Raw genomic sequence first — 25,355 nt, 5'->3', positions numbered from 1 at the left:
GGCGTGACCTTGTCACGCCGTGAGTAGTGAGGGATGCAGTTGTGACGAAGCTGGTTATCGTGGAGTCTCCCGCCAAGGCGCGCACGATCGGCAGGTACCTAGGCGAAGATTTCGAGGTGCTGGCGTCCGTGGGGCACATTCGAGACCTGCCCCAGCCCTCGGAGCTCCCCGACAGTATGAAGAAGGGCCCCTACGGGCGCTTTGCTGTTGATGTGGACGGTGATTTCGCGCCCTACTACGTTATTTCTTCCGGCAAGAACAAAACTGTTGCCGAGCTGAAAAAAGCTTTGAAGAACGCCGACGAACTCTTCCTGGCAACCGATGAGGACCGCGAGGGGGAAGCAATCGCCTGGCATCTTTACGAGGTGCTCAAGCCGAAAGTTCCCACGTCGCGGATGGTCTTCCACGAAATCACTCCCGAGGCGATCTCCCGCGCCCTAGAAACACCCCGCGCCCTCGATACCCAGCTGGTGGACGCCCAGGAATCACGCCGTATCCTCGACCGCCTGGTTGGCTACGAAGTCTCGCCCTTGCTATGGCGCAAGGTCGCCGCGGGACTCTCCGCCGGCCGTGTTCAATCCGCCACCACGCGCCTGGTTGTGCAACGTGAACGCGAACGCATGGCTTTCGTTTCCGCCTCGTATTGGGACGTGACCGCTACTTTCGGCGCGTCCGAACAATTCGAAGCAGCCCTCCATTCTCTTGACGGCGCGAGGATTGCTTCCGGTAAAGATTTTGGCGACGACGGCGCCCTCTCCGCCAAGGCCACTAAAGAAGGCGTACGTGCTCTGAACGCCGAGCTGGCCGGTGAGCTGGCGGAAACACTCGAAGGCGCGAGGGGCACAGTACGCACCCGGGAAGAAAAGCCGTATCGCCGTCGCCCTGCCGCACCCTTCACCACCTCAACCTTGCAGCAGGAAGCCGGGCGTAAACTCCGCCTCTCCTCGCGGCAAACAATGCGGATCGCCCAGTCGCTGTACGAATCGGGCTATATCACCTATATGCGTACCGATTCCACGAACCTATCCGCGCAGGCCATCAGCGCGGCCCGCAGCCAAATCAAGGAATTGTACGGGCAGGCCAGCCTGCCGGAAAAGCCGCGTTTCTACGGTAAGAAAGCGAAAGGCGCGCAGGAAGCTCACGAAGCTATCCGCCCGGCCGGTGATCATTTCCGCACCCCGCAGATGGTGGCCGGGGAACTGTCCGGCGCGGATTTCCGCCTCTACGAACTCATTTGGAAGCGCACGGTTGCTTCCCAGATGGAAGATGCGCGCGGGCAAACGGTTTCGCTAAAAATTGATGTGCCGGTGAGCGGCGCGGCCGGTGCCCAAACCGCCACCTTCTCCGCATCCGGAACGGTGATTACCTTCCCCGGGTTCCTGGCCGCGTACGAAGAAGGCCGGGATGCCAATCGCTACGAAGCTACCGATGCCGCCCGGCTCCCGGACGTGAAAGAAGGAGAAGCGCTGCCGGTCAGCGCCCCGCAGGCCACCGGCCACGAAACTCTTCCCCCGCCGCGCTACACCGAAGCATCGCTGGTGAAGAAAATGGAAGAACTGGGTATCGGGCGCCCCTCGACCTACGCTTCCACGATTTCCACCATTACCGACCGCGGATACGTGGAGCACCGCGGCCAGGCACTCGTTCCTACCTGGACGGCGTTCTCCGTGGTACGCCTCCTGGAAGAAAACCTCCCCGACCTGGTGGATTACGATTTCACCGCCCAGATGGAAACCGACCTCGACCGTATCGCGGAGGGCAGCGGGGACCGGGTCACCTACCTGTCGAAATTCTGGCGGGGAGATGGCGATAAGCCGGGCCTGGAAGGCCGGGTGGAATCCCTCGGGGATATTGATGCACGCGCGATTAATTCCACCCCGATCGGGGAGGGAATCACCCTGCGCAACGGCAAATACGGTCCGTACCTTGAAGTAGAGGGCTCGGATAAACGCGCTTCGGTGCCGGCCGGGATGGCCCCCGATGAAATGACGGTGGAGGCCGCCCGCGACATCCTGGAGAAGGCATCCTCCGATGGGCGTGAGCTGGGCGAAGACCCCGAAACCGGGCGGCGCGTCGTCGTGAAATCCGGGCGTTTCGGGCCGTACGTGACCGAAATTATTCGCGAGGGTGAAGTCGCGCTCACTCCCACCGGGAAAGTGTCCAAAAAAGCACCGAAGCCGCGCACGGCCTCGCTACTCAAATCCATGCAACCGGAAACTGTCACGCTGGAGGATGCGCTGCGTTTGCTGCATCTGCCCCGCGTGATCGGGCAGGGTGAGGACGGGGTGGATATCACCGCGACGAACGGGCGTTACGGCCCGTATATCACCCACGGGAAAGATACGCGCTCGCTGGAAACCGAGGAGCAGATTTTCACAATCACCTTGGAGGAGGCACAGGCCTTGCTGGCCCAGCCCAAGCGGCGCCGCGGGCAGGCCGCTGCCAAGCCCCCGCTCAAGGAGCTGGGAACCGACCCGGTGACCGAAGCGCCGGTGGTACTCAAAGAGGGCCGTTTCGGGCCGTACGTCACCGACGGGAAAACGAATGCGTCGCTGCGCAAGGGCGATACCGTGGAGGATATTACCCCCGAGCGCGCTTACGAACTGCTCGCGGATCGGCGCGCGAAAGGCCCGGTGAAACGGCGTACCACAGCGAAGAAAACCGCGTCCGCAAGCTCAAGCGCGAAGAAAACGACGGCGAAAAAGACCACCGCGAAAACTTCGACGGCCAAGAAGCCGGCGGCGAATAAGACCACCGCGAAGAAGCCAGCAGCGAAAAAGTCCGCTACCGAATCGACCACCGAGAAGGCATAAATGCGCGGGGTGTTCATTACCTTTGAAGGTGGGGATGGAGCTGGGAAAACAACCCAGTTGCAGCTGCTCGCCGCGGCGCTTTCCGAGCGCGGGTACACGGTTGTGCAAACCCGGGAGCCCGGGGGGACCACGCTCGGCACCCAGATTCGGGAGCTGCTTTTGCACGGGGGAGCGGTCAGCCCGCGCGCCGAGGCGCTTCTTTACGCCGCGGACCGCGCCCAGCACGTCGCTTCCGTTATTCGCCCGGGCCTGGAGGCCGGGGCAGTCGTGCTATCGGATCGCTATATTGATTCGTCCCTGGCCTACCAGGGCGGGGCGCGTGAGCTCGGCGCGGGAATCCGCGCGATATCCGAGTGGGCCACCGAAGAACTCTGGCCGGACCTCACCGTGCTCCTCGACATCCCGGAAACCGAAGGCTTAGCGCGCGCGGATGACGGCCACTACGACCGCATCGAGGCGGAAGGCCGGGAGTTCCACCGGGCGGTGCGCGAGAATTTCCTCGCGCTCGCGGCGGATAATCCGCAGCGCTACCTGGTGCTCAACGCACGCGAGACTGTTGCCGAGCTGGCCGCCCAGATTAGTGCGCGGGTGGACACTCTGCTGGCAGGCATGGAAAATCTGGCAGGCGTGGAAAGCGTGGAAGGCCAGGCGGATCGCAGTGCATCCGAGCCGGGTGCGGGAGAAGCATCATGAGTGTTTTCGACGCGCTTATTGGCCAGCAGCCGGTTGCCGAGCTTTTGCAGCGGGCCGCCTGGGCCTCGCGTATCGGCGACCCGGAGCTGCCCGGCCCGTCTGTGGTTGCGTCCGATATGAACGCGGGGGGCGCCACCGATTCAAACGCCGCAGCGCCCGTCGAAACGGCGCCAGATTCTAGTACGACGACGGATATTAGCAGCGCGGCAATGGCCCAAGCATGGTTGGTCACCGGGCCGCCCGGTTCGGGACGTTCGGTTGCCGCGCTCGCTTTCGCGGCTGCCGTGCAATGCACCGGAGCTGTGCCCGGCTGTGGACACTGCCATGCCTGCACCACCACGCTGGGCGGCACCCATCCCGATGTGATTCGGATGGATCCGCGCTCGGTCACGATCTCGGTGGAAGAAACCCGTTCGCTGGTGGCATCTTCCTATACGTTCCCCTCGGTGGGTCGGCGCCGCATCATCATTATCGAAGACGCGGACCGCATGCTGGAACGCACCACGAATGTTCTCCTCAAAGCAATTGAGGAACCCCCGCGCGATACCGTGTGGATTCTGATTACCGCTTCGCCGGAGGATATGCTCCCCACGATTCGGTCTCGGTGCCGTCACGTGGCTCTCCAGGTTCCGAGCGTGGAGGCGGTTGCCCAGCTCCTGGCCGGCGAATTCGACGTGGATGAGCGCACGGCCCGCGCGACTGCCCGTATTGCCCAATGCCATATTGGCCGGGCGCGCGCCTTACTTCGTGATCCGCAGGTCGCGGCGGAACGCGCAGCCCTGCTGCGGGAAACTCTTGATGTGAGCGGAACCGCCGATGCGGTGCTCGCCGCCCAACATCTCCTCGATCACTACCCGGCGAGCGCCGGTGCGGCGGCGAAAAGCACGGGCTCGGGCGGGTCCTCCGCAGGTGCGGGTTCCGGTGCGGCGTCGAAAAATACGGCATCGACATCCGCGCGCTCCGGCACCGGAGCGAAAAAGGGCGCGAAAGCGGCAGCTGATCCAGAAACCGATACTGAGCTCGCGGAATTCCGGGCCAGTATTGGGCTGGGGGAGCGGGAGAGCGGTTCGGCTTCGCAGCGTGCCCAGATCCGCGCTTTTGAGGAACAGCGAAAAAAGCGGGCGGTGCGGGAGGACCGTGACTACCTGGATCGGGCCATGCTTGATGTGCTGGCACTCTATCGTGACGTGCTAGCGGTGCAGGTCGATGCCGGCGTCGACCTTATTAACGCCGATTTTGAAACACAGATTATCGCGGCCGCGGCGGCTTCCACCCCGGAGCTCTCGGTGGCGCGCATGGACGCGGTGGCGCAGGCGCGGCGCCGGCTGGCCGCGAATGTTGCTCCGCAGCTCGCCCTCGAAGCGATGTTTATCGACCTCGCTTCGCCGGCTCCCGCGCCTGCGTCCGCTCGCTAGTTCGCGCTAGCGTCCGCTCGTTAGCTCGCTAACTCCTTACACCATCGAGCTACTTCATCGAAACAAGGATCTTCACTTCGCCCGGGTTGCCCTGCAGGCGCTTGTAGCCATCCTCGACAATGCGATCCGCGGTGATCTTCGAGGTGATGAGCGGCTCCAGATTGACCTTGCCTTCCTGCACCAGCTTGATGGACGGTTCGTGATCATTGCAGTAGCCAATGCACGCGCTGATGGAGCGTTCGGGCATCATAATGGCGCCCATGAGATCCAGCTCGAAGGGATGGACGTGGAGCGCCACAACTTCGAGGTGCCCGCCGGTGGTGAGTACGCTGAGAAGCTGATCGGCCACCGCGGAAATTCCGGCGCAATCGAAAGCGAAGTCCGCGAGCACGCCGTCGGTAAATTCCTTCACTTTCTCTAGCAGATCCTCTTCCGCGGGATTGACGATCAGATCGGCAACCCCCACTTCCTCGAGCTTGTTACGGCGAATTTCGGAAGGTTCGGACACGATGGTCTTCACGCCGTAAGCCTTGAGGACCGCGGTGGTGAGCAGCCCAATCGGACCGGCCCCGCCCACCACGGCGACCTTGCCTTCAGCCTTGCCGAAAGCCGCGCCGGCATGCGCGACCGCGTGATGGCCAACGGAGAGCGGCTCGATAAGAGCGGCTTGATCGAGCGGAATATCGCCAACGTTATGAACCCAGCGTTCCTCCACCACGATCTTTTCGGCCAGGCCACCCCCGCGCCCGGAGATTCCAATGAATCCCATCTTTTCGCAGAGGTTGTACATGCCCTTCTTACAGGCCGGGCATTCCCCGCACACCATAAAGGGTTCCACGGCAACGCGGTCACCGGCCTTGACCTTGGTGACGCCTTCGCCAACTTCATCTACAGTTCCGGAAAATTCGTGGCCGAAAACCACCGGAAGAGTTTCTCCGGAAATGGGGTGGGGTTCTTCGGCCGAGGGAGCCGGTGGCATGACTCCGTGGAAATATAGGTGCAGATCAGAGCCGCAAATACCGTTGTACGCCAGGGAAATCTTCACGGTTCCCGGCCGGAGTTCAGGTTCAGGAATATCCTCAAGCCGGACGTCTTCCTTGCCGTAGTAGCGAATAGCCTTCATTCTTCCTCCTTTACGTGGGCACGCAGGTTGGGGCGTGGACGCAATGTTCTCAGCACATGTAGTGAGCGTCACATTTAGTCTGTCAGAGGGTGAGTGCCCGCGCAATGCCCGAGACGCGAAAATGTAGTAATTGCACGGCTAGCGAAATTGTGGCGGCCTCCTGCCTATTACCAGCTTGCTCCCGTACGCTAGACACGTGAAAAGAACTCTTGCTGCTCTCGGCGCCGTGCTGCTTTTAGTCTCCGGGTGTGCCAATAATGCCCTGGTGCGTGGCGGCACCGGCGATACCTCCACCGGCGGGTTGCCCGAATATCCGGCGCAGCTCGCCCGGTTCTATGAGCAGCGGGTGGAATGGACTTCTTGCGGCAAAGATCAATGCGCTCGCGTCCAGGTTCCCATGAATTATGAGGACCCGGAAGGGGCGACCATCGAATTATCGATGCGCAAACAAGAGGCGAGCGGTAGCGCCGTCGGCTCTATTTTTATTAATCCTGGTGGCCCGGGTGGTTCGGGTCTTGAGTTGCTCCCCACGGCCTCGATTTCTCTGGGCAAGGATGTTGTCGAAAAATATAATGTCATCGGTTTTGACCCGCGCGGCGTGGGCGAATCCACCCCGATAACTTGTTTCACGGATGCGGAGTTGCAGCAGCTCGTGGATACCACCTACCCGGATTCTGATCCGGAGGCGGGCGCGAAGGAGGCTGCGGATGCGCAGCGGGTGGCCGAACGCTGCAAGGAGAAAAACGGCGAGTATCTCAAGTACGTGGATACCCGTTCGGCGGCGCGGGATCTCGATGTGCTGCGCCACCTGGTCGGGGATCGCTCGCTCAACTACCTGGGCTATTCGTACGGCACGTTCCTGGGTGCGCAGTACGCGGATCTTTTCCCTGCTCAGGTGGGCCGTATGGTGCTCGACGGCGCCGTCGACACCACCCTGGGTACGGCCCGCCTCGCCACCGATCAAACGCGTGGTTTCGAAGAATCCGCGCGCCGTTTCGTGGAATGGTGTCAGCAGGAACAGGGTTCGCGCTGCCCCTTGAAGGGGAGCGTGGATGAGGGCATCGCGCATATGCGCGGTATTATCGACGCCGCCACCGCCACTCCCATCCCCACCGGGAATCCGAGCATGCCGCTTACCGGCGCGCAGGCGCTATCGGCTTTCACTATTCCGTTCTACAGCAAGATGCTGTGGCCGGTGCTCATGGAGGGGATCTCGGAGGTCGATAAGCAAAATAAGGGAACGGTTCTCCAGCTCATCGCCCTGACCGGGCAGAGTCGTGATCCGAGCGACGGGCATTTCCTGGATAATTCCACGGAAGCGAATTGGGCTATTAATTGCGCGGATTACCGGCCCGCCACAGATGCGGAACTGGAGGAAGCCTCGCGGGCAACCAAGGGCGGCCCGCTGCTCGGGGATGCTTACGCGGGTTCGGATCTGTGCCAGGTGTGGCCCACCCAGGCGAAGGAGAATCCGGGGCCTTTCCGCGCGGCCGGCGCGGCGCCCATTATCGTGATCGGCACCAAGTACGACCCGGCCACCCCGCAGGCCTGGGCGAAGTCCCTCGCCGAGGATTTGGAATCCGGCGTGCTGGTCACCTGGGAAGGCGACGGGCACACCGCTTTCGGGACCGCGGGCCGGTGCATCGATGATCCGATTCGCCAGTTTTACCTCACCGGAGCTGTTCCGGAGAACCTCAATTGCCCGGCGCGCTAGCTGCGGTGGACAGGCCTGGGCGAACGGCCGGGGTGCGCTTAATATCGGCCTATCGTCCCAGGCCAGCATGGAATTGCTGCAAATTTCACGAAGTTACGGTCCCGTAGTGAAGTTGTACACATAAATAGGGAACGCAATTCTTTGCTCCCTTAGCGCCGGGGCGTTATGCTTGTATGTGCTGACGCGGCCATTCTTGAATGGGCTTTCAAGCAGGGCTGATTGTCAAAAAACTTTATAGACCTGAGCCGCCGGTTGTGGTGGTCGGTGTGCTCATCTGGGGATGTTGTAATCCCCATGTTGCTCCCCGAGGCGAGTTCATGTGACTCTCGCCCCGGGGAGCAACACTTTTCTTTCCTTTCTTTTTACGACGACGCCGCGCCTGCCGCCCGGTCGCCCTGCCCCGCTCTCAACGTTCGCTAGCTCACGGCGCCGGGGTTTGCGTGCCCGCGCACCGGCCGGGTAGTATGCATCTGTTGCCTTGTGAACTGGCCGCATACGCGGCTAGCCGCAGGCAGCGTGCCACCTTAGCTCAGTCGGCAGAGCGATTCACTCGTAATGAATAGGTCGAGAGTTCGATTCTCTCAGGTGGCTCCACTTAGACGTCGGATTTGATAAGTAGGCGTTTGCGTTAGCGAGTATGCCCCAAGGGGGTGTAAAATATCGACTACGTTAGCGGGTTGGGATTTTGCGTTAGCGCGTATCGTGTTTCCCCTTGTAAAATGCGTATCCAGGGTTGAACGCGCTAACGGAGCGTGAAAATAACGCTGCTTCACAAGGAGGTGCGCGGTGAGATCATATGAATCTGGCAGCCAGCTGCAGGTAGAGATCGCTAAACGCGGCAGTCTATTTCTCGGCGAGTTCGCGGACGTGCCCGATGATGGCTGGGATCGGCTGGTTGATGGTGTTGACCGCACGCCCCGGCAGATGATTGCCTACCAGGTGGGCTGGATGGAATTACTGCTTAGCTGGGAACGTGACGAACAAGCCGGTCTTGACGTGGTGACTCCGGCTCCTGGCTATAAGTGGAATCAGTTGGGTGGCTTGTATGAATCGTTCTATCAACGTTGGGAACACGAACCTGCTGAAGATTTGATTGACCAGTTCGGGACCTTGCTCGGAGAAGTGGTCAAGATGGTTGGTGGCCTCACTGAAGCGGAATTGTTCGAGCCGGGTCAGCGGGCGTGGGCGTCTTCCACGCCGTCGGCGTGGCCGGTGTGGAAGTGGGTGCATATCAACACGGTCGCCCCGTTTACAACGTTTCGCACCAAGATCAGGAAATGGAAGAAACTGGACGCCTGCTAGCCGGTAGGCACAGTGATTTCAGTGCCGGCCCTGAAGGTGAACTGGTGCAAAGCTATAGGAGAGCCAATGGAAAAAGTTGTGGACTGTCATGGCCTGAGTAAAACCTACCGGACAGGAACGGTGGCGCTTGATGGCCTCGATTTCACTGTAGAAAAGGGTGCCATTCATGGGCTGGTGGGTAGGAATGGGGCCGGTAAAACTACGTTGATGAAGTGCCTATTTAATCTGATTCGACCCACATCCGGCATCGTTAATGTATTCGGCCATCCTGCCGGGCAGATGGCCCACAAGGTGGGTGGACTGATTGAAATGCCCGCCTTCTATAAACACCTTAATGGAAGGCAAAATTTGGCTCTATTTGCCGGATATTTTGGTGTGGACAGTGCTGAATGTGAGCGTGTCCTCGAACTTGTTGGATTGGCCAATCGCGCTGAAGATAAGGCCTCAGGATACTCTCTCGGCATGAAGCAGCGGCTCGGAATAGCCATTGCCCTTCTGGGCAAGCCCGAGTTGCTGATTCTTGATGAGCCGGTCAATGGCCTGGACCCGCAGGCGATTGCGGAAACCAGAGATTTGATGAGGATCCTTCGGGATTCTGGAACCACAATCTTGCTTTCCAGCCATCTGCTAGGAGAGATTGAGCAAGTTTGCGACACCGTCACCGTCCTGGACTCGGGCAAACTTGTGGCTAACGGTACGCCAGAGCAGCTTCGCCAACAGTTCAACGGTAAGGCTCCATTAGAGCTGCAGGTGGGGGATCCGGCTAAGGCTTCACAGCTTTTGGAGGGTATGGGTGTCAAGGTGAAGGTCGAGGGGTCAATCCTCCTTGCCTATCTGCCGGAGGATGTGACTGCATCCGATCTGGTCAAGGTCCTAGTTAAGGAGGATATCGAGGTCGGGTCCGTCAAAAGACGAGACTCCCTGGAAGCCGCCTATCTGTCGATGACTCAGAAGGAGCAGTGAAATGAGTTCTGTTAGTGTCCAGAAAAGCTCATCAACAGATTTGTGGCAGATCGTTCGCACAGATGTGAAGGCGGCGACCCTTAGGCCGGCGATTCGGATAGCTGTGCTCATCTGGGTTCTCCAAATCGTGATTTTTGCTTATGTAATTCCGTACATCGTCTACCGCACTGCGACCGACGCAATCGGACCCGAAGCTGCTGAAGCTCTACGCGCAGGCTTCGAATTGTCGGTGTTGGGTGAATACGTGACAGCTTCTGTCCCTCTTTACGGCATCCCCGTTGGCGTGGCCGTGGGAGCCATCCTGGTCTGCAGTGACTACGAGTCAAGGACCTTGGGTGTCCTTTTGGCAAGAATCCCCAAGCGCTGGTGGCTTGGAATCAGCCGATTGGTCACCATGGCGGTCGTCTCCTTGGTTATGGCCTTGTGTTCTTTTATTGCAGCGGCTATGTGCTCCACTATTTTCACTGCTATTCGAGGCGTGGGATTCGGCTTTGATTTCGGCGGAACGATGTTGGGTCTTGGCGCCACGGCTCTCGGGCTCTTCTCATATGCAATCTTGGGGTCTTTGTTCGGGTATTTGACCAGGTCGATATTGGGTGCTGTGATGCTCGGCCTTGGCTGGACCTTCGGCATTGAAACGCTTGGCATTGGAATGTTGTCCGGATCTTCGGGCTTCTTCAAAGTCTTGCACGGGTTCACTTTGACTGGGAATATTGGTTCACTTCCGGCAGCGTTGGACAGAACTGAAGTGCTTAGCGTTCTATCTTCGCCCGGGGTTAACACGCTGCATTCAGGCTTAGTAGCTTTGATTTTCATAATTTGCTGGCTGGTGGTTTGCGCTTCTCTGGGCATCTTTCTTCTGTGCAGAAGGGACGTAGCCTAGCGAATAACTCCTACTCCCGAGCTGGCGCCGAGAGAGTGTCTAATGGTTTGTGTGTGAGTAGTGTTTATGAATCAGCCGCCCGCAGGTGACTACTGCGAGAGGCACCGCGAAAAGCAGAAAGAGCCCAAAAGATATTGGCGGCATCTTATGTGCGTGTGGAAACAACGCACCACCGGCGGTTGGGAAATACAACAACAAGCCCAGAGTGATGCTGGAAAGCGTAGCGAAGAGGGATAGTCCGTGCTTACGCATAAGTACTCCAATGAAGGCGAGAGATATGAGCGTGAGTAACATGCAAGCTACTACCAGAGCAGTGATGACGTCGTTCCTGAGGAAGAAGCTGGCCAATATAGTCAGGAAGCTCATTTCTAACACTGACGCAAAAGAGGAGGTAGCCGCACTCGTTTCCACCACGCAGTAAAACAAGCCGACGGCAACAAGCTGAGAACAACCTATGAGCGCTAAACGCTTGACGAGGGGCGTGATTCTCGGGGGGGGGATGGCGATGGAAACCCGAAATTACGCTCGTTCACATCTCACCTCCGTATTGCTGTGAATTCTATCGTTGCGTCTCGTCGGCGAAAGTAAGGGCCTGTTAAGGCTTAAGCGCTGCCAAGGGCGCGACCAGCACGCCGTCGTCACGCCGATAAGCCACTTGGGTTCCGGTGACGACAAGCAAGAATGCGGGTTCACCCTCGTGGGAGGTATTGATGCGTTGTGCGAGTTTTTTGAGGTGGTCGGCGGCTTCGTCGATTGATTGTTCCCCAAGTTTCACCTCAACCAAGGCCCAGCGTCCATCATCTAAGACCAGGACGGCGTCGGCTTCTAGGCCTGTTTTATCGCGATAGTGGTAGACCTGACCGCCCAACGCGTCAACATAAACACGCAGATCATGCACGCACAGCGATTCAAAAAGAAGCCCGAAAGTTTCCCAATCGGTCAAAAGCCTCTTCGGGGTGGCGTTGAGCATAACGGCGGCTAGCGACGGATCACAGAAATGGCGCGTAGGGCTGGTGCGAACTGCTGTCTTTGAACGTAAGCGCGGATTCCACGCGGGTAAATCTTCGAATACAAAGGCTCTGTTCAAAGCGTCCACGTAATCAGAAACGGTATTGCGCGCGGGCGGTTCTCCCTGCATATCCTGCGCGATGGTAGCCAGCGTCGCCTGAGAAGAAATATTGCGGGCGTAGGAACGCAAAATTGCCTGCGCCCAGGTGCGGTTTCTGTTAACTCCGTCGATCTGCGCAATATCGATATCTAAGAGAAGTTGGATATACTCTTTCGCCATATCAAGAGCGGTGCCCTCATCCTTTTCGGTGACGGCTTCGGGCCAGCCACCCCGGCAAATTGTGAAAGCAATTCGTTCGATATCAAAATCAACTAAAGCACCGATATCGTGCTGGCCATCAAAAAGCTCGGTAAGAGAAACCACGCCACTTGATTCCCGCGTTTCCCACAGGGACATGGTGCGCATAGTGATCCGCGCGAATCTTCCAATACCCGAGTGGCTTGGCATCTCAGATTGGCGCGGCGTCGACGAACCCGTCAAAATAAATCTGCCGCGGCCATGCTCCCTATCAATGGCGTAGCGCACTGCATCCCAGAGCTGCGGAGCCATCTGCCATTCATCAATCAGACGCGGGCTTTTCCCTTCCAGAAGGAGAGAGGGTTTTGAGAAAGCGAGCTGAAGATAATCAGCGGAACGATCAGGGTCTTGCAAGTAGATAGCGCTCGCTGCTGCCTGTTGTGCGGTGGCGGTTTTGCCGCACCACTTCGGACCTTGAATATGTACAGCTCCAGCCGCTTTGAGTTTTCGCGCCAGCAGGCTGTCGGTTACCCGAGGTAAATAGGCTGGATGGGCTGAAGAATCCCCCATATGGATACCTTCCTTTCACTCTCGTATCACATGTTAACACGCCAGTTGTGCAAGTTGGACCGTTTTTATTGTGCAAGTTGGACGTTTTCTGTTGTGCGGATTGGACAGGTTCTGTTGTGCAAGTTGGATCATCGCTTACGTCACTTATGCCGCTTAGATGGCCTCCGAAGGCTGCCGCATGCGGCGCACTCCGAGGTAGTCATCAGGCTTCTTAATGAAGCTTCCTGCCGTACTTACAGTGTTCATTCAGTTTCATAGGGCCGCATTCTTCTTGGGCGCTCATCGCCGGTGGTAAATTCGTCACAGCGAAATATTTGCCGCTTTTTACTATTTGGCAGCCAAATTGCGGGGCTTGCTAGCGGTATTGGTGGATGGGTGTATTTGCCCAGGCGGGAGTGTGTTCTAAGCTAGCTGCAATGCTATAGTGGCGCGCGGAATGGTCAAGAGATGGGGTAAGAATCAAATATAAACATATTGGAAATATATCGCCCTTATATCACTATATTTAGTCCCAAAACTAAGTATGTTTGCGTGTTAACATGTAAAACGATTTAGGTGTTGCGCCCGTGTCGTCCCTGCTCGTTGGATATGTGGAACTGTGCGAATTCCACACTGCCACCTACTGCGAGGCGCGGAACAACACTGGAGATATGAATGAACCATTATTTGTCCTGGAATTGGGGTGAATGAATGAAGGATCTCTTGCTCCGATCAATCGCGGGAGTTGCTATCGCTTTCCTCTCTTTGGGTATGGCCACCCCAGTGGCCCTTGGTGTGGGGAGTAATGAGAATGCGGAATACGGCAGGGGGAGCATTCAGAAATTCTCACGAATCAGCATTAATACGGGTTGTGATAAGGGCGAAACCAGGCTTAGTGTGACGGAAACGAAACGGAAGTACCGCCTCAAACTCTCCATGAAGGTCGTTCTCGCGGGTGGGCATGGCAAGCCTAGCTTCGCGGCGCCCTTTCTGAAGCTACGCATCAATGATACCTATAACTGCAAGTGGCAACCCGCGAATCCAATTCAATCCGCGCTCATCGTCAGAGATGAGGAGGGCAATCCCAAAGTTACTCTGGGCATACCACATTACTTTAATTGTGACGGTGAACTTGACCTAACGAGCGATGCCCAAGCTGCCAAGCCGGTAACGATAACGTACCTTGCGCGCGAGACGCGCTGGGGCGAATGGAAAAATATTGGAGTTACCACTCCAGCCGTAGAAAACCGCGTCCCTACGTATCGGCTTAAGATTGGCGATAGCTACTTCGGCGAATCGACAACCTTTGAGAATCTCGACCTCAACGTCCCAAGCGATAACTTGGTTGCGGGAACTAAATTATCGCTAATTGCGCGAACTCAGGATACGGAAGACGTAGTCGCCTCGAAGGTGCTGAGTGCCAATGAATTGTGCCCGCCGGAACCTATTGACAAACCTGAGCCTTCCGAACCCAAGGATGAGGAAGAAGAGGAACCCGCTCCCGACCCGACCCCAACGTCAGGTGTGAACACTCCGCCGCCGGCCCTACTCACTCCGTTACCGAGCTCTACTCCAACACCGAGTCTCACGCCAACACCAACCACGATTCCGTCGCTAACAGCTACTCCACCAGCACGAACAGAACCACCAACCTCGCCCACCCCGAACCACCCGCGTAATACAGGCGGCACTGGCACGAGCTTGGCCCATACCGGCGCAGTTACCCTGCCTTTGGCCGTTCTCGCTGGCGTCCTCATCAGCGTGGGAAGCATAAGCCTACGGAGGCTACGCGACTAATTGCGTGGCGATAGTCGTGCCCAGTCGCAGCTGCTGCACTTTCACATAGAATCTGAGAGGAGCATCGGCACATCGGGGGAACCTAGGCGCGGAACGCAGCCGCGTCTAGGTAAACCCCTGATAGAACCCACGGAAAGGCACTGGTGGCATGGCGCGAGGCAAAGCGATTGAGCTGTTCTTGGTGGATGGCACGCCCGGCGGGATCATGACGGCAAGCATCGCCGACTGGACGGGCGTCGTCGTATCTGCACGCCGCGACCAGTTATCGGAACTGCTGCGCCGCGAAGACGCCCACGGCAACGGCGTCTACCTCCTCCTCGGCGCGGACCCGGACGCCATCGATAACACCTGGTGCTACATCGGTAAAACCGAAAATTTCAGCGAGCGCCTGCGCACCCACGACCAGCGCAAACCGCAATGGAACCGGGTCGTCATTATCGGCAGCATGCAAAAATCTTTCAACGAAGGGCATTGGGGTTACCTGGAGTCGCGCCTCGTGGATATTGCCCAGGCCGCCGAGCGCTGTTCCATGCCCGATAACAAGCAGGTCCCGCGGCTGCGCAAGCTTTCGGAGGGGCAGCAGGCCTCGGCGGAATCTTTCCTGGATAACGTCAAGGTCATTCTTCCGATTCTCGGCGTGAATGTGCTGCGTTCGCGTTCCACGATTCCCGCTGCTCCCGCTCCCGAAACGCCCGCGCCCACGTCCGCGCTATTCCACTTGCGCCAGGCCAATAAAGGGGTGGATGCCACGATGCAGCTGGTGGATGGCGAGTACTTCGTTCTCAAAGGTTCGCGCGTCGTCGCCGAATGGCAGCTGCGCGGCGCCTCCGAATCGACGCTCCGCTCCTACACCAGCTACGCCGCGCTGCATCACAAGCTCGTCGACGATGGTTCCATAAAAATTTCCGGCGGCACTGCGGTTCTCACCCGCGATATTGCCTTCGGCTCGCCTTCCACCGCGGCCGCGGTGATCCTGGGGCGCTCCTCGAACGGCCGGCGCGAATGGCTCGCGGATGACGGCCGCACGTTCGGCGAATGGGAAGCGGATAACGCCTAGGAACGCGCGCAGGTGCGCGCTATGTTAGTACGACGACGCCGCGCCTGCCGGGCCGCGCGCCCGCCTGGCTATCACCGCAAGCCGCGCCGCGCCAGAAACCGCCCGGGGCCGCAAACCGCGCGCCGCGCCCTACAGGTTTTCTGACGGGTCGTACACCGATAGGAATTTCACGATGCGCTCGTTCGTGGATGTGAAGAAATCTTCCGGGGCGCCCTCGTACTGGATATGGCCCGCGTCCAAGAAAACCACCTGGTCGGCCACGCGCCTGGTGAAATTCATATCGTGACTCACCACGATCAAGCCTTGCCCCTGGCTGGCTAGTTCGGAAAGAACCTTGGACACCTCGGCGGCGAGCTCCGGATCCAGCGCTGAGGTTGGTTCGTCGCATAAAAGATACTTCGGGCGCATGGCTAGTGCCCGGGCGATTGCCGCCCGCTGGGCCTGGCCGCCAGAAAGCTCGGCAGGATACGCATCTGTTTTCGCGCTGAGGCCAACTCGCTCAAGTAATAATTCGCTGTCGGCCCGCGCGGCTTTCTGGTTTTTTCCGTGCAGTCGTGGCGCAAGTTCAACGTTCTCGCGCACGGTCAGGTGCGGGAATAGGTGAAAACCCTGGAAAACCATCGCGGAATGCGAACGGATTTTTTCTTTATCTGCCCGCGTGACCTGGGCGGGGAAGCTAAGCGAGAAATCCTCAACCCGAATGCTCCCGGAATTGGGGATCTCCAGCAGGTTCAGCGTGCGCAGCAGCGTGGATTTACCGGAACCGGATGGGCCCACGATCACGGTCGTCTTGCCGGGCGAAAAGCTCGCGGTGACGCCCCCTAAGGCGTGGATATCAGTGCCGAAGGTTTTAGCTAGGTCTTTAATCTCAATCATTTTTCACCACGTGCTTGGAGGTTTTCTTTTCTAGGTATGCCTGCAGCCAGGTCAGCAGGGTGCAGATAGCGAGGTAAATCGCGGCAACTTCAACGTACAGCACCAGCGGCTCATAGACGCGCGCGGTGATTTGCTGGCCGATCTGGAAAACATCGGAAATAGTAATAACGGATGCCAGCGACGTTGATTTCACCAGGTTCACGAACTCGTTACTGATCGAGGGCAGGGCGATTCGCCAGATCTGCGGGCCAATAACGTGCCGCAGTGTTTGCCAATGCGTGAGCCGCAAGGTGGATGCGGCCTCCCACTGGCCGGAGGGGATGGAGAGTTGCGCCCCGCGGATTCCCTCGGAGATATACGCGCCGGTGTTGAGGGAAAAAGTGATGATCGCGGCGAGCCAGGCCGATAGCGTGATACCAACCTTGGGTAGCCCGAAAAAGACAATGAATAGCTGCACGAGGAGCGGGGTGCCGCGGAAAATCCACACGTAGAACCACGCTATGGCTCGAGCTATCCGACTCTTCGATAGCCTCAACTGGGCGGTGATGATGCCCAACACGAGCGCAATCGCGAAAGAGATGAGCGAAAGCGGAATCGTAACTTTTAACGTGGCTTCTAAGAGTTGCGGAAAAGACTCGAGCCATAGCGTGATCGTATTCATGACGTACCTTTTATATGGGCTTAGTTAGGCGAAATATCTTCGCCGATGTACTTTTCGAAAATCTGTGCGTACGAGCCGTTGCTGAGGCCCTTGGCAATAGATTCGTTGAGTTTGTCCTTGAGGGGATCGGAGCCCTTGGCTAGCATGACCGAAATCTGGACCGGCTCGCCGCCGGGAACTTTGATGCCGTCCAGATCGGTTGCGGTGGTCTTCTTCAGGAAGTCAGAAACCGTCACCACGTCGTTGACCGTGCAGTCTGCCTGGCCGTTAATGACCAGCTGGGTTGATTCCGAAAAACCTTGGGTGGGTACAATCTCGGCTCCGGCCGCGGCGGCAGTCTGACCGTAGTCAGAAGACGGAGTCTGGGCGCACTTCTTGCCTTTCAGATCCTCCAGCTTGGTAATACCGGCGCCCTTTTTCACCAGAATCTCGGAACGAGAAATGGCGTAAGGGTTGGTGAAATCGTATTTCTGCCGGCGTTCTTCGGTCGGGTTAATGTTATTGATGACGATGTCATATTTGCCCGTATCAAGGCCGGCAATGAGCGAATCCCATTTTGTCTCAACGAATTCGGGTTCAACGCCGAGGTCTTGGGCGATGAGCTTGGCGATTTCCACCTCAAAGCCCACCAGTTTGCCCGACTCGTCGTGGTAGCCGTAGGGCACGAAGGTTCCTTCGATACCCACTTTGAGTTTTCCGGATTCTTCTACCTGGGCGAGCGCGTCTTTCTTGGCGCCGCAACCGCTCAGTACGGTCGCAGCGGCAAGGCCGGCAGCCAGCACCTTAATTATTTTCTTCATTGTGGTTCCCTTAATTGATGGTTGGGGTGATTAATAGTTTGGGTACCTGATGGTTCCCTTAGTTGATAGCGGACAGGGCATTTTCTAGGTCGGCCTTGAGATCGTGAGCATCCTCAATGCCAACGGATAAGCGCAGCAGGCGATCAGAGATGCCCGCCTTTTCGCGTTCTTCCGGGGTGAGATTTTCGTGGATCATGCTTGCCGGGTGGCAGATGAGAGTTTCCACGGAGCCCAGGGAAACCGCGAAGCGCATAAGCTTCAAATTCTTCGCGAAGGTGTGGAAGTCGATACCTTCAGCGAGCTCAAAGGCGAAGAGCGCGCCGTCGCCCTTCGACTGACGGGCGTGAATCTCCTTTTCTTTGGGGGAATACCAGCCCGGAGCCAATACTCGCGAAACTGCCGGGTGATTTTCAAGGTAGTCCCGCAGGATTGCGGCGTTTTCTTGCTGCCGGTCGAGCCTGATAACAAGCGTTTTCAACCCGCGCAGAATCGAATAAGAATCGAAAGGGGAGAGGGGATTACCCAGCGCCTTGGAGGCTATTTTCAGGCTGGCATACCAGGCGTCGTCGTTCGTTAAAATGAAGCCCGCTAAAACGTCCGAGTGCCCACCGAAATACTTCGTTCCCGAATAAACCACGGCGTCTGCGCCCAGTTCCAGGGGCTTTTGCAAGTAGGCGGTTGAGAACGTATTATCAACAACAACCTTGGCATTAACTTTTTTCGCCAAAGTCACAACATGAGAAATATCGGTCACCCGCAGGGTGGGATTCGTAGGCGATTCCAGAAATACCAGCGCGGTATCCTCGGGAATCTCGGTCAGCTCGTTGAAATCGTCGACGAACTCGGCGGTTATCCCGCGGCGTGCGAAAAATTCATCAACAAAGAGGAACGTGCCTCCGTACACCGAGGAGGTAAGTAAAACCCGGTCGCCTGTGGTCAGGGAGGAAAATACCGTTGCGGTTGCAGCCATTCCGGTGGCGAAAGCCAGGGCGTGCTCGGCGCCTTCCACGTACGCGACCGCGGATTCGACGGAGCCGCGGGTCGGGTTGGAGCTGCGCTGATACCCGTACGGTCCGGCCGAGCCGTCGGTGGGCTGCTCGAACGTGGAGGCCAAATAAATAGGCGGGATCACCGCGCGGTACTGGTCATCCGGGCGCGATGCGGAGTAATCGTTAACGACTCGGGTGGCAAAAGATAGAGTTTTAGGCATAGTTAATCCATTTTTGGGTGCGTGAAACTACGGATATTGCTATCCGAAAAATAAGGGAATTGTGCCCACTACGGGCGATGCGGCGATGAAAATGCGCTAACTGAATTTAGCGGCACATGCACATTCGCATGCACATACACATGCAGGTACCCAGAGCCATGGAGGCGGATACGAATGCAGCGGTGTTGAAAGCCATGGTTGAAAGAGTAATGGCAAAATCCGCGCGACGCAAACTGAGTGGGAAAATCGTTTGCGGTTTTTGCCTCCTTGACCTGCGGTAGTAACGACGACGCCGCGCCTGCCGCCCCGCGTGCCCGTGTGGCTATCACCGCAACCCGCCCGGTGCACTTAGTTTTCGCTACGGCTCCCACGCTCCTTGCGCTCCCTGTACTGGCCGCTATACACTCGGTGACTAGTAGAACTAGTTACTGAGTGAATAGTTGGTATCGGGATGGAAGTTCAGTACGCATTCCTCGGTTTGCTTACCCGCGAACCGAATTACGGCTACGAGCTGAAAAAGCTCTACGACCGCTACTTCGCGGGCGATAAGCCGATTTTGGCCGGCCAGGTGTATGCCACCCTGGCGCGGCTGGCCCGCGATGCCAAGGTGGCGCAGGTCGATGTTCATGAAAGTTCGGGTGGCCCGAGCCGCACGCGCTACGCTCTCACCACTACCGGGGAAAACGCGCTGCGTGAATGGTTGGCCACCCCGGAAGTCCCGGCGCTCGCCCTCCAAGAAGACCTCTATTTCAAAACGATTCTCTCGCTCCTCGTCACCGGAGATGCCTCTAGCTATCTCAAAGCGCAGCGTGCCACCCATCAGCAGCGCATGCGTGAACTCACCACTCGCAAACAGAATGCCCCGCTGGCCGAAAAACTTCTTCTCGACAGCGCCATTTTCCATATCGAGGCCGATCTGCGGTGGATCCAATTGACCTCCTCGCGCCTCGACCAGCTCAAGGAGGAGCTATGAGCAATCCCACTGTGACCGGCGCGGATATGAGCCCGGCGGCTACGCGCACAACAGCCGCAACAGCCGCGAGCGATATCATCCTTTCCGCCCGCGACCTCGCGAAAAGCTACGGCAAAACCGCTGCCTTGCGCGGCGTCAGCGTGGATATTCGCCGCGGGGAAGTCCTGGCGATTATGGGGCCCTCCGGCTCGGGTAAATCGACCCTGCTCCATGCCCTGGCCGGTATCGAACTTCCCGATAGCGGCACGGTCACGTACTTCGGCCCAACCCCAGCGGACCGGCACAGCGCACCGGCGGACTCGCGCCGCGCCCCGGATTCTTCGCCCGCACGCCAGCTCGCGAGCCAGCCCAGCGCCCCGGATGCCGCGGCCGCGTCCTACCCCCGCGAGCTCACCGCGCTCTCCGATAACGACCGCACTCGGCTGCGCCGCGAGGATTTCGGCTTCGTTTTCCAATTCAGCCAGCTCGTCCCGGAGCTCACCGCCCTGGATAATATCGCGGTGCCGCTCCTCCTGGGCGGCACCAAGAAACGCGCCGCCTATGCCACCGCGTACCGCTGGCTCGAACGTGTCGGCCTGGCGGACCACGCGAAGGCCCTGCCTGGCGAAATGTCCGGCGGGGAAGCCCAGCGCATCGCCATCGCCCGCGCGCTGAGCCCGCACCCCAGCATCCTTTTCGCCGACGAACCCACCGGCTCCCTCGATTCCCTCAACTCCGAATACGTCATGAGCGGCCTGGTCCAACTGGCCCGCGAACACGCCATGACCGTGGTGCTCGTCACCCACGAACCAACCATCGCCGCCTACGCGGACCGCGAGATCATCGTCCGCGACGGAATCCTGGAGGCATAACCATGCATATGGCCTGGATCGTGGTACGCCAATCCCTCAGCCGCACCAAAGGCCGCCTCGCCCTCATCACCGGCGCGGTCGCTTTCGGAACCGTCCTCCTGCTTGCCTTCGCGGCTTTCACCCACGCCACCCTGGATCGCACCGCCGAATCCTGGGAGGACACCCTGCACGATGCACCTTTTGTTTCGGATTTGCCCGCAGCTGCGGCGTCGTCGCACATAAAAATGTATCGCCCCGGTATCGATGACCTTGCGGTGATCGGTGGAGCGCAGGTCGAGGTGGTGTATGTGGACGCGGCGGGGGTGAGCAATCCGGCGCAACTGCACGGCATTACCTGGCCGGGCCGCGGCGAATACCTGCTCTCGCGCGGGACTCGTACCCTGCTGGAAACCAGCGCAAATCCCGCGGTCGCCAACCGCTTCGGGCGCGTGGACCGGGGCACGCTGCCGCAGGAGCTCACCAACGGCCCGGACGACCTCCTCGCTGTGGTGGGCACCGATCTGAGCGAAGTGGAGGATGCCCGCAGTCTCGCGTCCTTCGAGCCGGCCGGCTCCAGCGGAAGCGACCCGAATTTCATTCTGCTTCTCATCGGCCTGGTGGTGCTGCTGTTCCCGGTGCTCTTCCTTATTTCCATTTCGGCGGCGCTCGGCAGTGCCCAGCGCGAACAGCGCTACGCCACTTTGCGCCTGGTGGGGGCTACCCGGCAGCAGGTGCGCGGGATTCTTATTCTTGAGGCCCTGGTGGGAGCGGCGGCCGGGTACGTGCTGGGCGCGGCGCTTTTCACGGCGGCGCGGCCGCTTCTCGCGGAGATTCCGCTGGCGCGCGGGCGCTATTGGGCCGAGTCCCTCGCGGTTACGCCGCTGGCCTACGTGCTCACCGCGCTCGCGATTATTGCGATGGTGGTGGGAGCGAATCTGTGGGGGCTGCGGCGCATCGATGCCACGCCCCTGGGGGTGGTACGACGACGCCGCACCCTCACCCGCCCCTCTCCGCTCAGTTTCGCCGGTATTGCGCTGGCCTGCGCGATCTTTGGCTACCTGTATGTCACCAGCGAGCCGGATCACGCCACCGGCACCGAACAAAATCTTTTCCTGATTGCGCTGGTTATCATGATGCTCGGCCTGGTGGTGGCGGCGCGCTGGTTGATCTACGCGCTGGCTGGTCTGAGTGCGCGCTGGGCGCGGCGGGCGCCCATGATTATTGGCCAAAAATACGTGCGGGCACATTCGGGGCGGATTGCCCGCTCGGTTTCCGGGGTGATCCTCGCGCTTTTCGCAGGTACCTTCTTTATTACGACTGTTTCCGAGGTGGATTTCCTGGGCGCGCAGGTGCCGACCGTGGCTGAGAAGATGCCGGCTACCACCGCGGTGCTCGCGAACCTCAGCCCGGAGCAGGCCGAGGCCGCGGCCCGGGCGATTCCCGCGAATGTTCCGGGGGCGAGGGCCCTCACGGTGCCTTATCTCGCGCGATCCTGGGTGGTGCTTCCCTGCGATACCGCCGCTCGCGCTGTGGGGCTCACGTGCCAGGGCAGTGGCGTGATCGGCGTGAATTTCTGGGATCTGGCGGATGCGCCGGGCGCCGTCGTCGAAGCTCCTGATGCCACGCAGTTAGCCGAAACCGTGCAGGGAAGTTACAACGCGTATATTTCCGGGGAGGCGCGCGCGGTGCTGCTGGACCTGCGCGAGCCGGGCGATATTGAGGCCGTGCGCACGGTCCTCATGAATGCGCAGCTTACAGAGCCGGGCGGCGTGTATGTGTTTGCCGGTGGGCGCGGCCTCGCGGTGGCGGTGGATAAGACCGTGGAGACGATGACCTACCTGGTCTACGCCGGAATTGCGCTGACCTTTGCGGTGGCGATTGTGTCGCTGCTGGTCTCAACGTACGCGGGGTTATTGGAACGACGCCGCTCTTTGCTGACCCTGCGCCTGAGCGGCATGCAGGTGCGCCAGCTGGCCGCCATGCTCGTGGTGGAGTCGGTGCTGCCGCTGGCGGTCATCGCCACAATCACAACGGCGGCCGGTTTCGGTGCGGGCTGGCTGCTCATGGAGATGCGCTCGGTTTCCCTGGATGCCTCTTTCTCTCCCGTGCTGCTGGTGGCTTTGCTGGCCGCGCTGGTGCTTTCTCTGCTCGCTGTCCTGGCGCTCGTGCCCGCGCTGCGCCGGGTGAGCGAGCCGGCCAATAACGCCCAGGAGTAGCGATCAGGAGTAGCCCGCCGCGTTTGTATTCGGTGTATGCCGCTTAAACCTTGATTTCTGGCCGGAAAACAAAGGTGCTTGACAGGGGGGCAACGCGCAATGATTCGTTTATGCCGCTAACTAACCCGCTATGAAAGAGGCACTATGACCGACAAAGAAGTTGGATTCAACGAGGAACTTGGATTCAGTGACGAGCCTTCCCCCAATGATCACCTTGGGATGGGGTCGTATATCGAAGGCTTCTCGACATACATCACCCATTGTCCAACGCCGATGACAGCAGCGATTCAAGGAGATTGGGGTTCCGGGAAAACCACCGCACTATGGGCGATAAAAAAGGAACTTCAAAAACCTTCTAAGGATGACTACTGGGTCATCGACTTCAATACCTGGCAGTATTCGCAGTTCGATTTAGGTGAACAGCTGGTCTTTTCCCTTATTAAGGAGATCATTGATCGGATCACTGAACGGGTTCAAGCGCTTGAAACCGCGAACGATTCCAGGCTTGAGACCAAAGTCGAAAAAATTAAAGCAAAGGGGAGGAGAGTTCTTCGTTTTCTAGCTCCCTTAGCTCGTAAGACTGCGAATATTGCTGGTGCTGGGCTGGTGGTCGACATTGCCGATGCAGTGAAGGAGGGGCTTGATAGCACCAAGTCCAGTCAGGCTCCGCAAGAAGCTCCTGATGTCACTCGGTCTATTTCAAAGCTCCGTACCGAGCTCGAGGAACTTGTAGACACCATTGTGACGGCGGGAGAGGGCGAGAAACCGCTTGCAAAACGGTTGTTTGTGTTTATTGATGATTTGGATCGCCTGGAGCCCGCTCGAGCCGTTGAAGTCATGGAAGCTCTCAAAGTCTTCCTCAATATCAAGGGCTGTGTATTCGTGCTGGCTATTGACTTCTCTGTGGTTGCCAGCGGAGTTAAAACCAAGTATGGGAACGATTTCGAAGAATCCAAGGCACGCGCTTTCTTCGATAAAATCATCCAAATTCCGTTCAATCTTCCTGTTGGTTCATATTCCATTGAAGGACTGCTCGGGGAAGGTCTCAAGGCTATCGGAATTGAGATCGACAAAGAAGGACCTGAGTTTGAAGGCTTTAGAAATCTCGTTCTTTTCTCCGTCGGTACCAATCCGCGCTCAATCAAGCGTCTCATCAACACCTTTGGCCTCCTGACGACAATCCAAGGTGTTGAAAGCGCTAAAGGTAAAAGCGTCGTAGATAACGGAAACGCGCAACCTTCGCCGCTCGATCTCTTTGCCGCTCTCGCTTTCCAGACCGCGTTCCCGCAAATTTTTGAGAATCTGATGCGGGAAATGATATTCGACAAGGACCCCGTTGACTTTTTCGATGAAGTTATAGAACAACTCACAGGCATTCGGGCGGGTGAAATTGAGAGTGACCAACTTGAGGAATGGGGTTTAGACCGCTCGCGGGTCGGCGCTGCAACAAAGTTCTTTAAAGAAGTCATGAACCATTTCTTTGTACCTGGTGATAAAAAGAAGGGCGCCGAAGATGATCGCGAACAAGCTGCGCAGCGCATCGCAGCGGCACTTGGCGTCGCTGCTGTCACAGCTGTTGGGGCGGGTGACATCGCTGACTCTGCTTTGCGGCGAAGTGGTGCCTCGGTTTTGGTGGATCTTGACACGCGACTTAGGGGAATACCCGCCGAATATAAACAGGCAAAAAATCTCCTGAAAGCTTTCGATGACGAGATTAATCGTGAATTTGGGGGAGATGCCATTTCTGCTGGTAAAACGAGAGCATACTGGAGCTACGAGTCACTTAAGCCGGAGTTGATGATTGATCGGGTGCAAAGTCGCCGTTTCTGCGAGGTGTCCTATGCGCGAAGTCGAATGCATGTTGCGTTTGGAAACTATTTGGAGCCTGATGTATTTGAAAAGTGTCAGCAGGAAGCAGAGAGTTTGGGTTTGAATATCAGTCACAGCCCGAAGTCCTCACCGCCTCTGAAAATTAAAGACATCGCAACGGAGGGCGGCGCCAAGAAAGCCGCAAGCTTCATTGCGAAGCTGTATCGGCGCCCGCAGGAGTGATCGCATTCTCATAGAGATGTGGTAGCGAGTATGTTTGCGAAAGCCCCGGCCCTGGTAACCGTTTTGTGGTTGCCAGGGCCGGGGTCAGTTCGTGGGCGACGTGGTGTTGCAGCGCTACCAGG

The 25,355-nt window shown here is 58.3% G+C and carries 19 protein-coding genes and 1 tRNA gene; 14 read left to right on the top strand and 6 right to left on the bottom strand.

The features are described 5' to 3' along the window. Nucleotides 1-41 precede the first annotated feature (41 nt). Genes topA through ACRQFC_RS07235 form a run of 3 tightly spaced genes read left to right on the top strand, consistent with a single transcriptional unit; the run spans nt 42 to nt 4,921 of the window. A complete protein-coding gene (gene topA / locus ACRQFC_RS07245) occupies nt 42-2,813 on the top strand; it encodes a type I DNA topoisomerase (protein ID WP_284890357.1) in 2,772 nt (923 codons plus the stop codon). Beyond that, nucleotides 2,814-3,506 carry a dTMP kinase gene (gene tmk / locus ACRQFC_RS07240; protein ID WP_284890358.1) on the top strand — a complete coding sequence of 231 codons (693 nt, stop codon included), beginning with the start codon at nt 2,814-2,816 and terminating at the stop codon, nt 3,504-3,506. Continuing rightward, a complete protein-coding gene (locus ACRQFC_RS07235) occupies nt 3,503-4,921 on the top strand; it encodes a DNA polymerase III subunit delta' (RefSeq protein WP_284890359.1) in 1,419 nt (472 codons plus the stop codon). The genes tmk and ACRQFC_RS07235 overlap by 4 nt, the downstream gene beginning before the upstream one ends. A gap of 49 nt (nt 4,922-4,970) precedes the next feature. On the opposite strand, the gene ACRQFC_RS07230 is transcribed toward ACRQFC_RS07235, so the two are convergent. Further along, on the bottom strand, nt 4,971-6,044 hold the full coding sequence (locus tag ACRQFC_RS07230; protein ID WP_284890360.1) for a 2,3-butanediol dehydrogenase: 1,074 nt from the start codon (nt 6,042-6,044) through the stop codon (nt 4,971-4,973). A gap of 196 nt (nt 6,045-6,240) precedes the next feature. Here ACRQFC_RS07230 and ACRQFC_RS07225 point away from each other — a divergent pair, with 196 nt between their 5' ends. The 5 genes from ACRQFC_RS07225 to ACRQFC_RS07205 all read left to right on the top strand — a co-directional run bounded on the left by ACRQFC_RS07225 (nt 6,241) and on the right by ACRQFC_RS07205 (nt 10,906). Beyond that, nucleotides 6,241-7,758, top strand: a complete 1,518-nt coding sequence (locus tag ACRQFC_RS07225) for an alpha/beta hydrolase (RefSeq protein WP_284890361.1) — start codon at nt 6,241-6,243, stop codon at nt 7,756-7,758. Between the two features lie 518 nt (nt 7,759-8,276). Beyond that, nucleotides 8,277-8,352, top strand: a tRNA-Thr gene (locus tag ACRQFC_RS07220). A 192-nt stretch (nt 8,353-8,544) separates the two neighbouring features. Further along, nucleotides 8,545-9,060 (top strand): ClbS/DfsB family four-helix bundle protein, encoded by a 516-nt coding sequence (locus ACRQFC_RS07215; protein ID WP_284896972.1) that lies wholly within the window; start codon nt 8,545-8,547, stop codon nt 9,058-9,060. Between the two features lie 66 nt (nt 9,061-9,126). Continuing rightward, nucleotides 9,127-10,023: an ABC transporter ATP-binding protein gene (locus ACRQFC_RS07210; protein ID WP_284883479.1), complete on the top strand. Its 897-nt coding sequence runs from the start codon at nt 9,127-9,129 to the stop codon at nt 10,021-10,023. A 1-nt stretch (nt 10,024) separates the two neighbouring features. Continuing rightward, nucleotides 10,025-10,906: a hypothetical protein gene (locus ACRQFC_RS07205; protein WP_284883480.1), complete on the top strand. Its 882-nt coding sequence runs from the start codon at nt 10,025-10,027 to the stop codon at nt 10,904-10,906. Between the two features lie 595 nt (nt 10,907-11,501). On the opposite strand, the gene ACRQFC_RS07200 is transcribed toward ACRQFC_RS07205, so the two are convergent. Next, nucleotides 11,502-12,782, bottom strand: coding sequence for an ATP-binding protein (locus ACRQFC_RS07200; RefSeq protein WP_284883481.1), 1,281 nt, complete (start codon nt 12,780-12,782; stop codon nt 11,502-11,504). 690 nt (nt 12,783-13,472) lie between these two features. On the opposite strand from ACRQFC_RS07200, the gene ACRQFC_RS07195 reads away from it, so the two are divergent. After that, nucleotides 13,473-14,558 carry a hypothetical protein gene (locus tag ACRQFC_RS07195; RefSeq protein WP_284883482.1) on the top strand — a complete coding sequence of 362 codons (1,086 nt, stop codon included), beginning with the start codon at nt 13,473-13,475 and terminating at the stop codon, nt 14,556-14,558. Between the two features lie 148 nt (nt 14,559-14,706). Further along, nucleotides 14,707-15,615, top strand: coding sequence for a GIY-YIG nuclease family protein (locus tag ACRQFC_RS07190; RefSeq protein WP_284883483.1), 909 nt, complete (start codon nt 14,707-14,709; stop codon nt 15,613-15,615). A 129-nt stretch (nt 15,616-15,744) separates the two neighbouring features. Here the strand turns inward: ACRQFC_RS07190 and ACRQFC_RS07185 are convergent, their stop codons facing one another. From ACRQFC_RS07185 to ACRQFC_RS07170, 4 genes are read right to left on the bottom strand one after another with little or no spacing between them, the layout of a single operon-like run. Next, nucleotides 15,745-16,491 carry an amino acid ABC transporter ATP-binding protein gene (locus ACRQFC_RS07185; protein ID WP_284897595.1) on the bottom strand — a complete coding sequence of 249 codons (747 nt, stop codon included), beginning with the start codon at nt 16,489-16,491 and terminating at the stop codon, nt 15,745-15,747. Beyond that, a complete protein-coding gene (locus ACRQFC_RS07180) occupies nt 16,484-17,152 on the bottom strand; it encodes an amino acid ABC transporter permease (RefSeq protein ID WP_026429043.1) in 669 nt (222 codons plus the stop codon). The genes ACRQFC_RS07185 and ACRQFC_RS07180 overlap by 8 nt, the downstream gene beginning before the upstream one ends. 20 nt (nt 17,153-17,172) lie before the next feature. Next, on the bottom strand, nt 17,173-17,952 hold the full coding sequence (locus tag ACRQFC_RS07175; protein ID WP_284897593.1) for a transporter substrate-binding domain-containing protein: 780 nt from the start codon (nt 17,950-17,952) through the stop codon (nt 17,173-17,175). A gap of 58 nt (nt 17,953-18,010) precedes the next feature. Next, the gene (locus ACRQFC_RS07170; RefSeq protein WP_284897591.1) at nt 18,011-19,162 is read right to left on the bottom strand and encodes a trans-sulfuration enzyme family protein; all 1,152 of its coding nucleotides are present in this window, start codon (nt 19,160-19,162) and stop codon (nt 18,011-18,013) included. 451 nt (nt 19,163-19,613) lie between these two features. Between ACRQFC_RS07170 and ACRQFC_RS07165 the strand changes: the two genes are divergently transcribed. The 4 genes from ACRQFC_RS07165 to ACRQFC_RS07150 all read left to right on the top strand — a co-directional run bounded on the left by ACRQFC_RS07165 (nt 19,614) and on the right by ACRQFC_RS07150 (nt 25,233). Further along, on the top strand, nt 19,614-20,135 hold the full coding sequence (locus ACRQFC_RS07165) for a PadR family transcriptional regulator (protein WP_284897589.1): 522 nt from the start codon (nt 19,614-19,616) through the stop codon (nt 20,133-20,135). A gap of 26 nt (nt 20,136-20,161) precedes the next feature. Continuing rightward, nucleotides 20,162-20,986, top strand: coding sequence for an ABC transporter ATP-binding protein (locus ACRQFC_RS07160; protein ID WP_284897598.1), 825 nt, complete (start codon nt 20,162-20,164; stop codon nt 20,984-20,986). Nucleotides 20,987-20,988: 2 nt separating this feature from the next. Beyond that, nucleotides 20,989-23,181 (top strand): FtsX-like permease family protein, encoded by a 2,193-nt coding sequence (locus tag ACRQFC_RS07155; RefSeq protein WP_284897587.1) that lies wholly within the window; start codon nt 20,989-20,991, stop codon nt 23,179-23,181. Between the two features lie 144 nt (nt 23,182-23,325). Beyond that, nucleotides 23,326-25,233, top strand: a complete 1,908-nt coding sequence (locus ACRQFC_RS07150; RefSeq protein ID WP_435732091.1) for a KAP family P-loop NTPase fold protein — start codon at nt 23,326-23,328, stop codon at nt 25,231-25,233. The last annotated feature ends 122 nt before the right edge of the window (nt 25,234-25,355 follow it).

Origin of the sequence: Actinotignum inguinis (genome assembly GCF_051265835.1) — a bacterium.
GTDB lineage: Bacteria > Actinomycetota > Actinomycetes > Actinomycetales > Actinomycetaceae > Actinotignum > Actinotignum timonense.
Note: the sequence above shows the minus strand (reverse complement) of the source record. Positions and strands in the feature narration are given on the sequence as shown.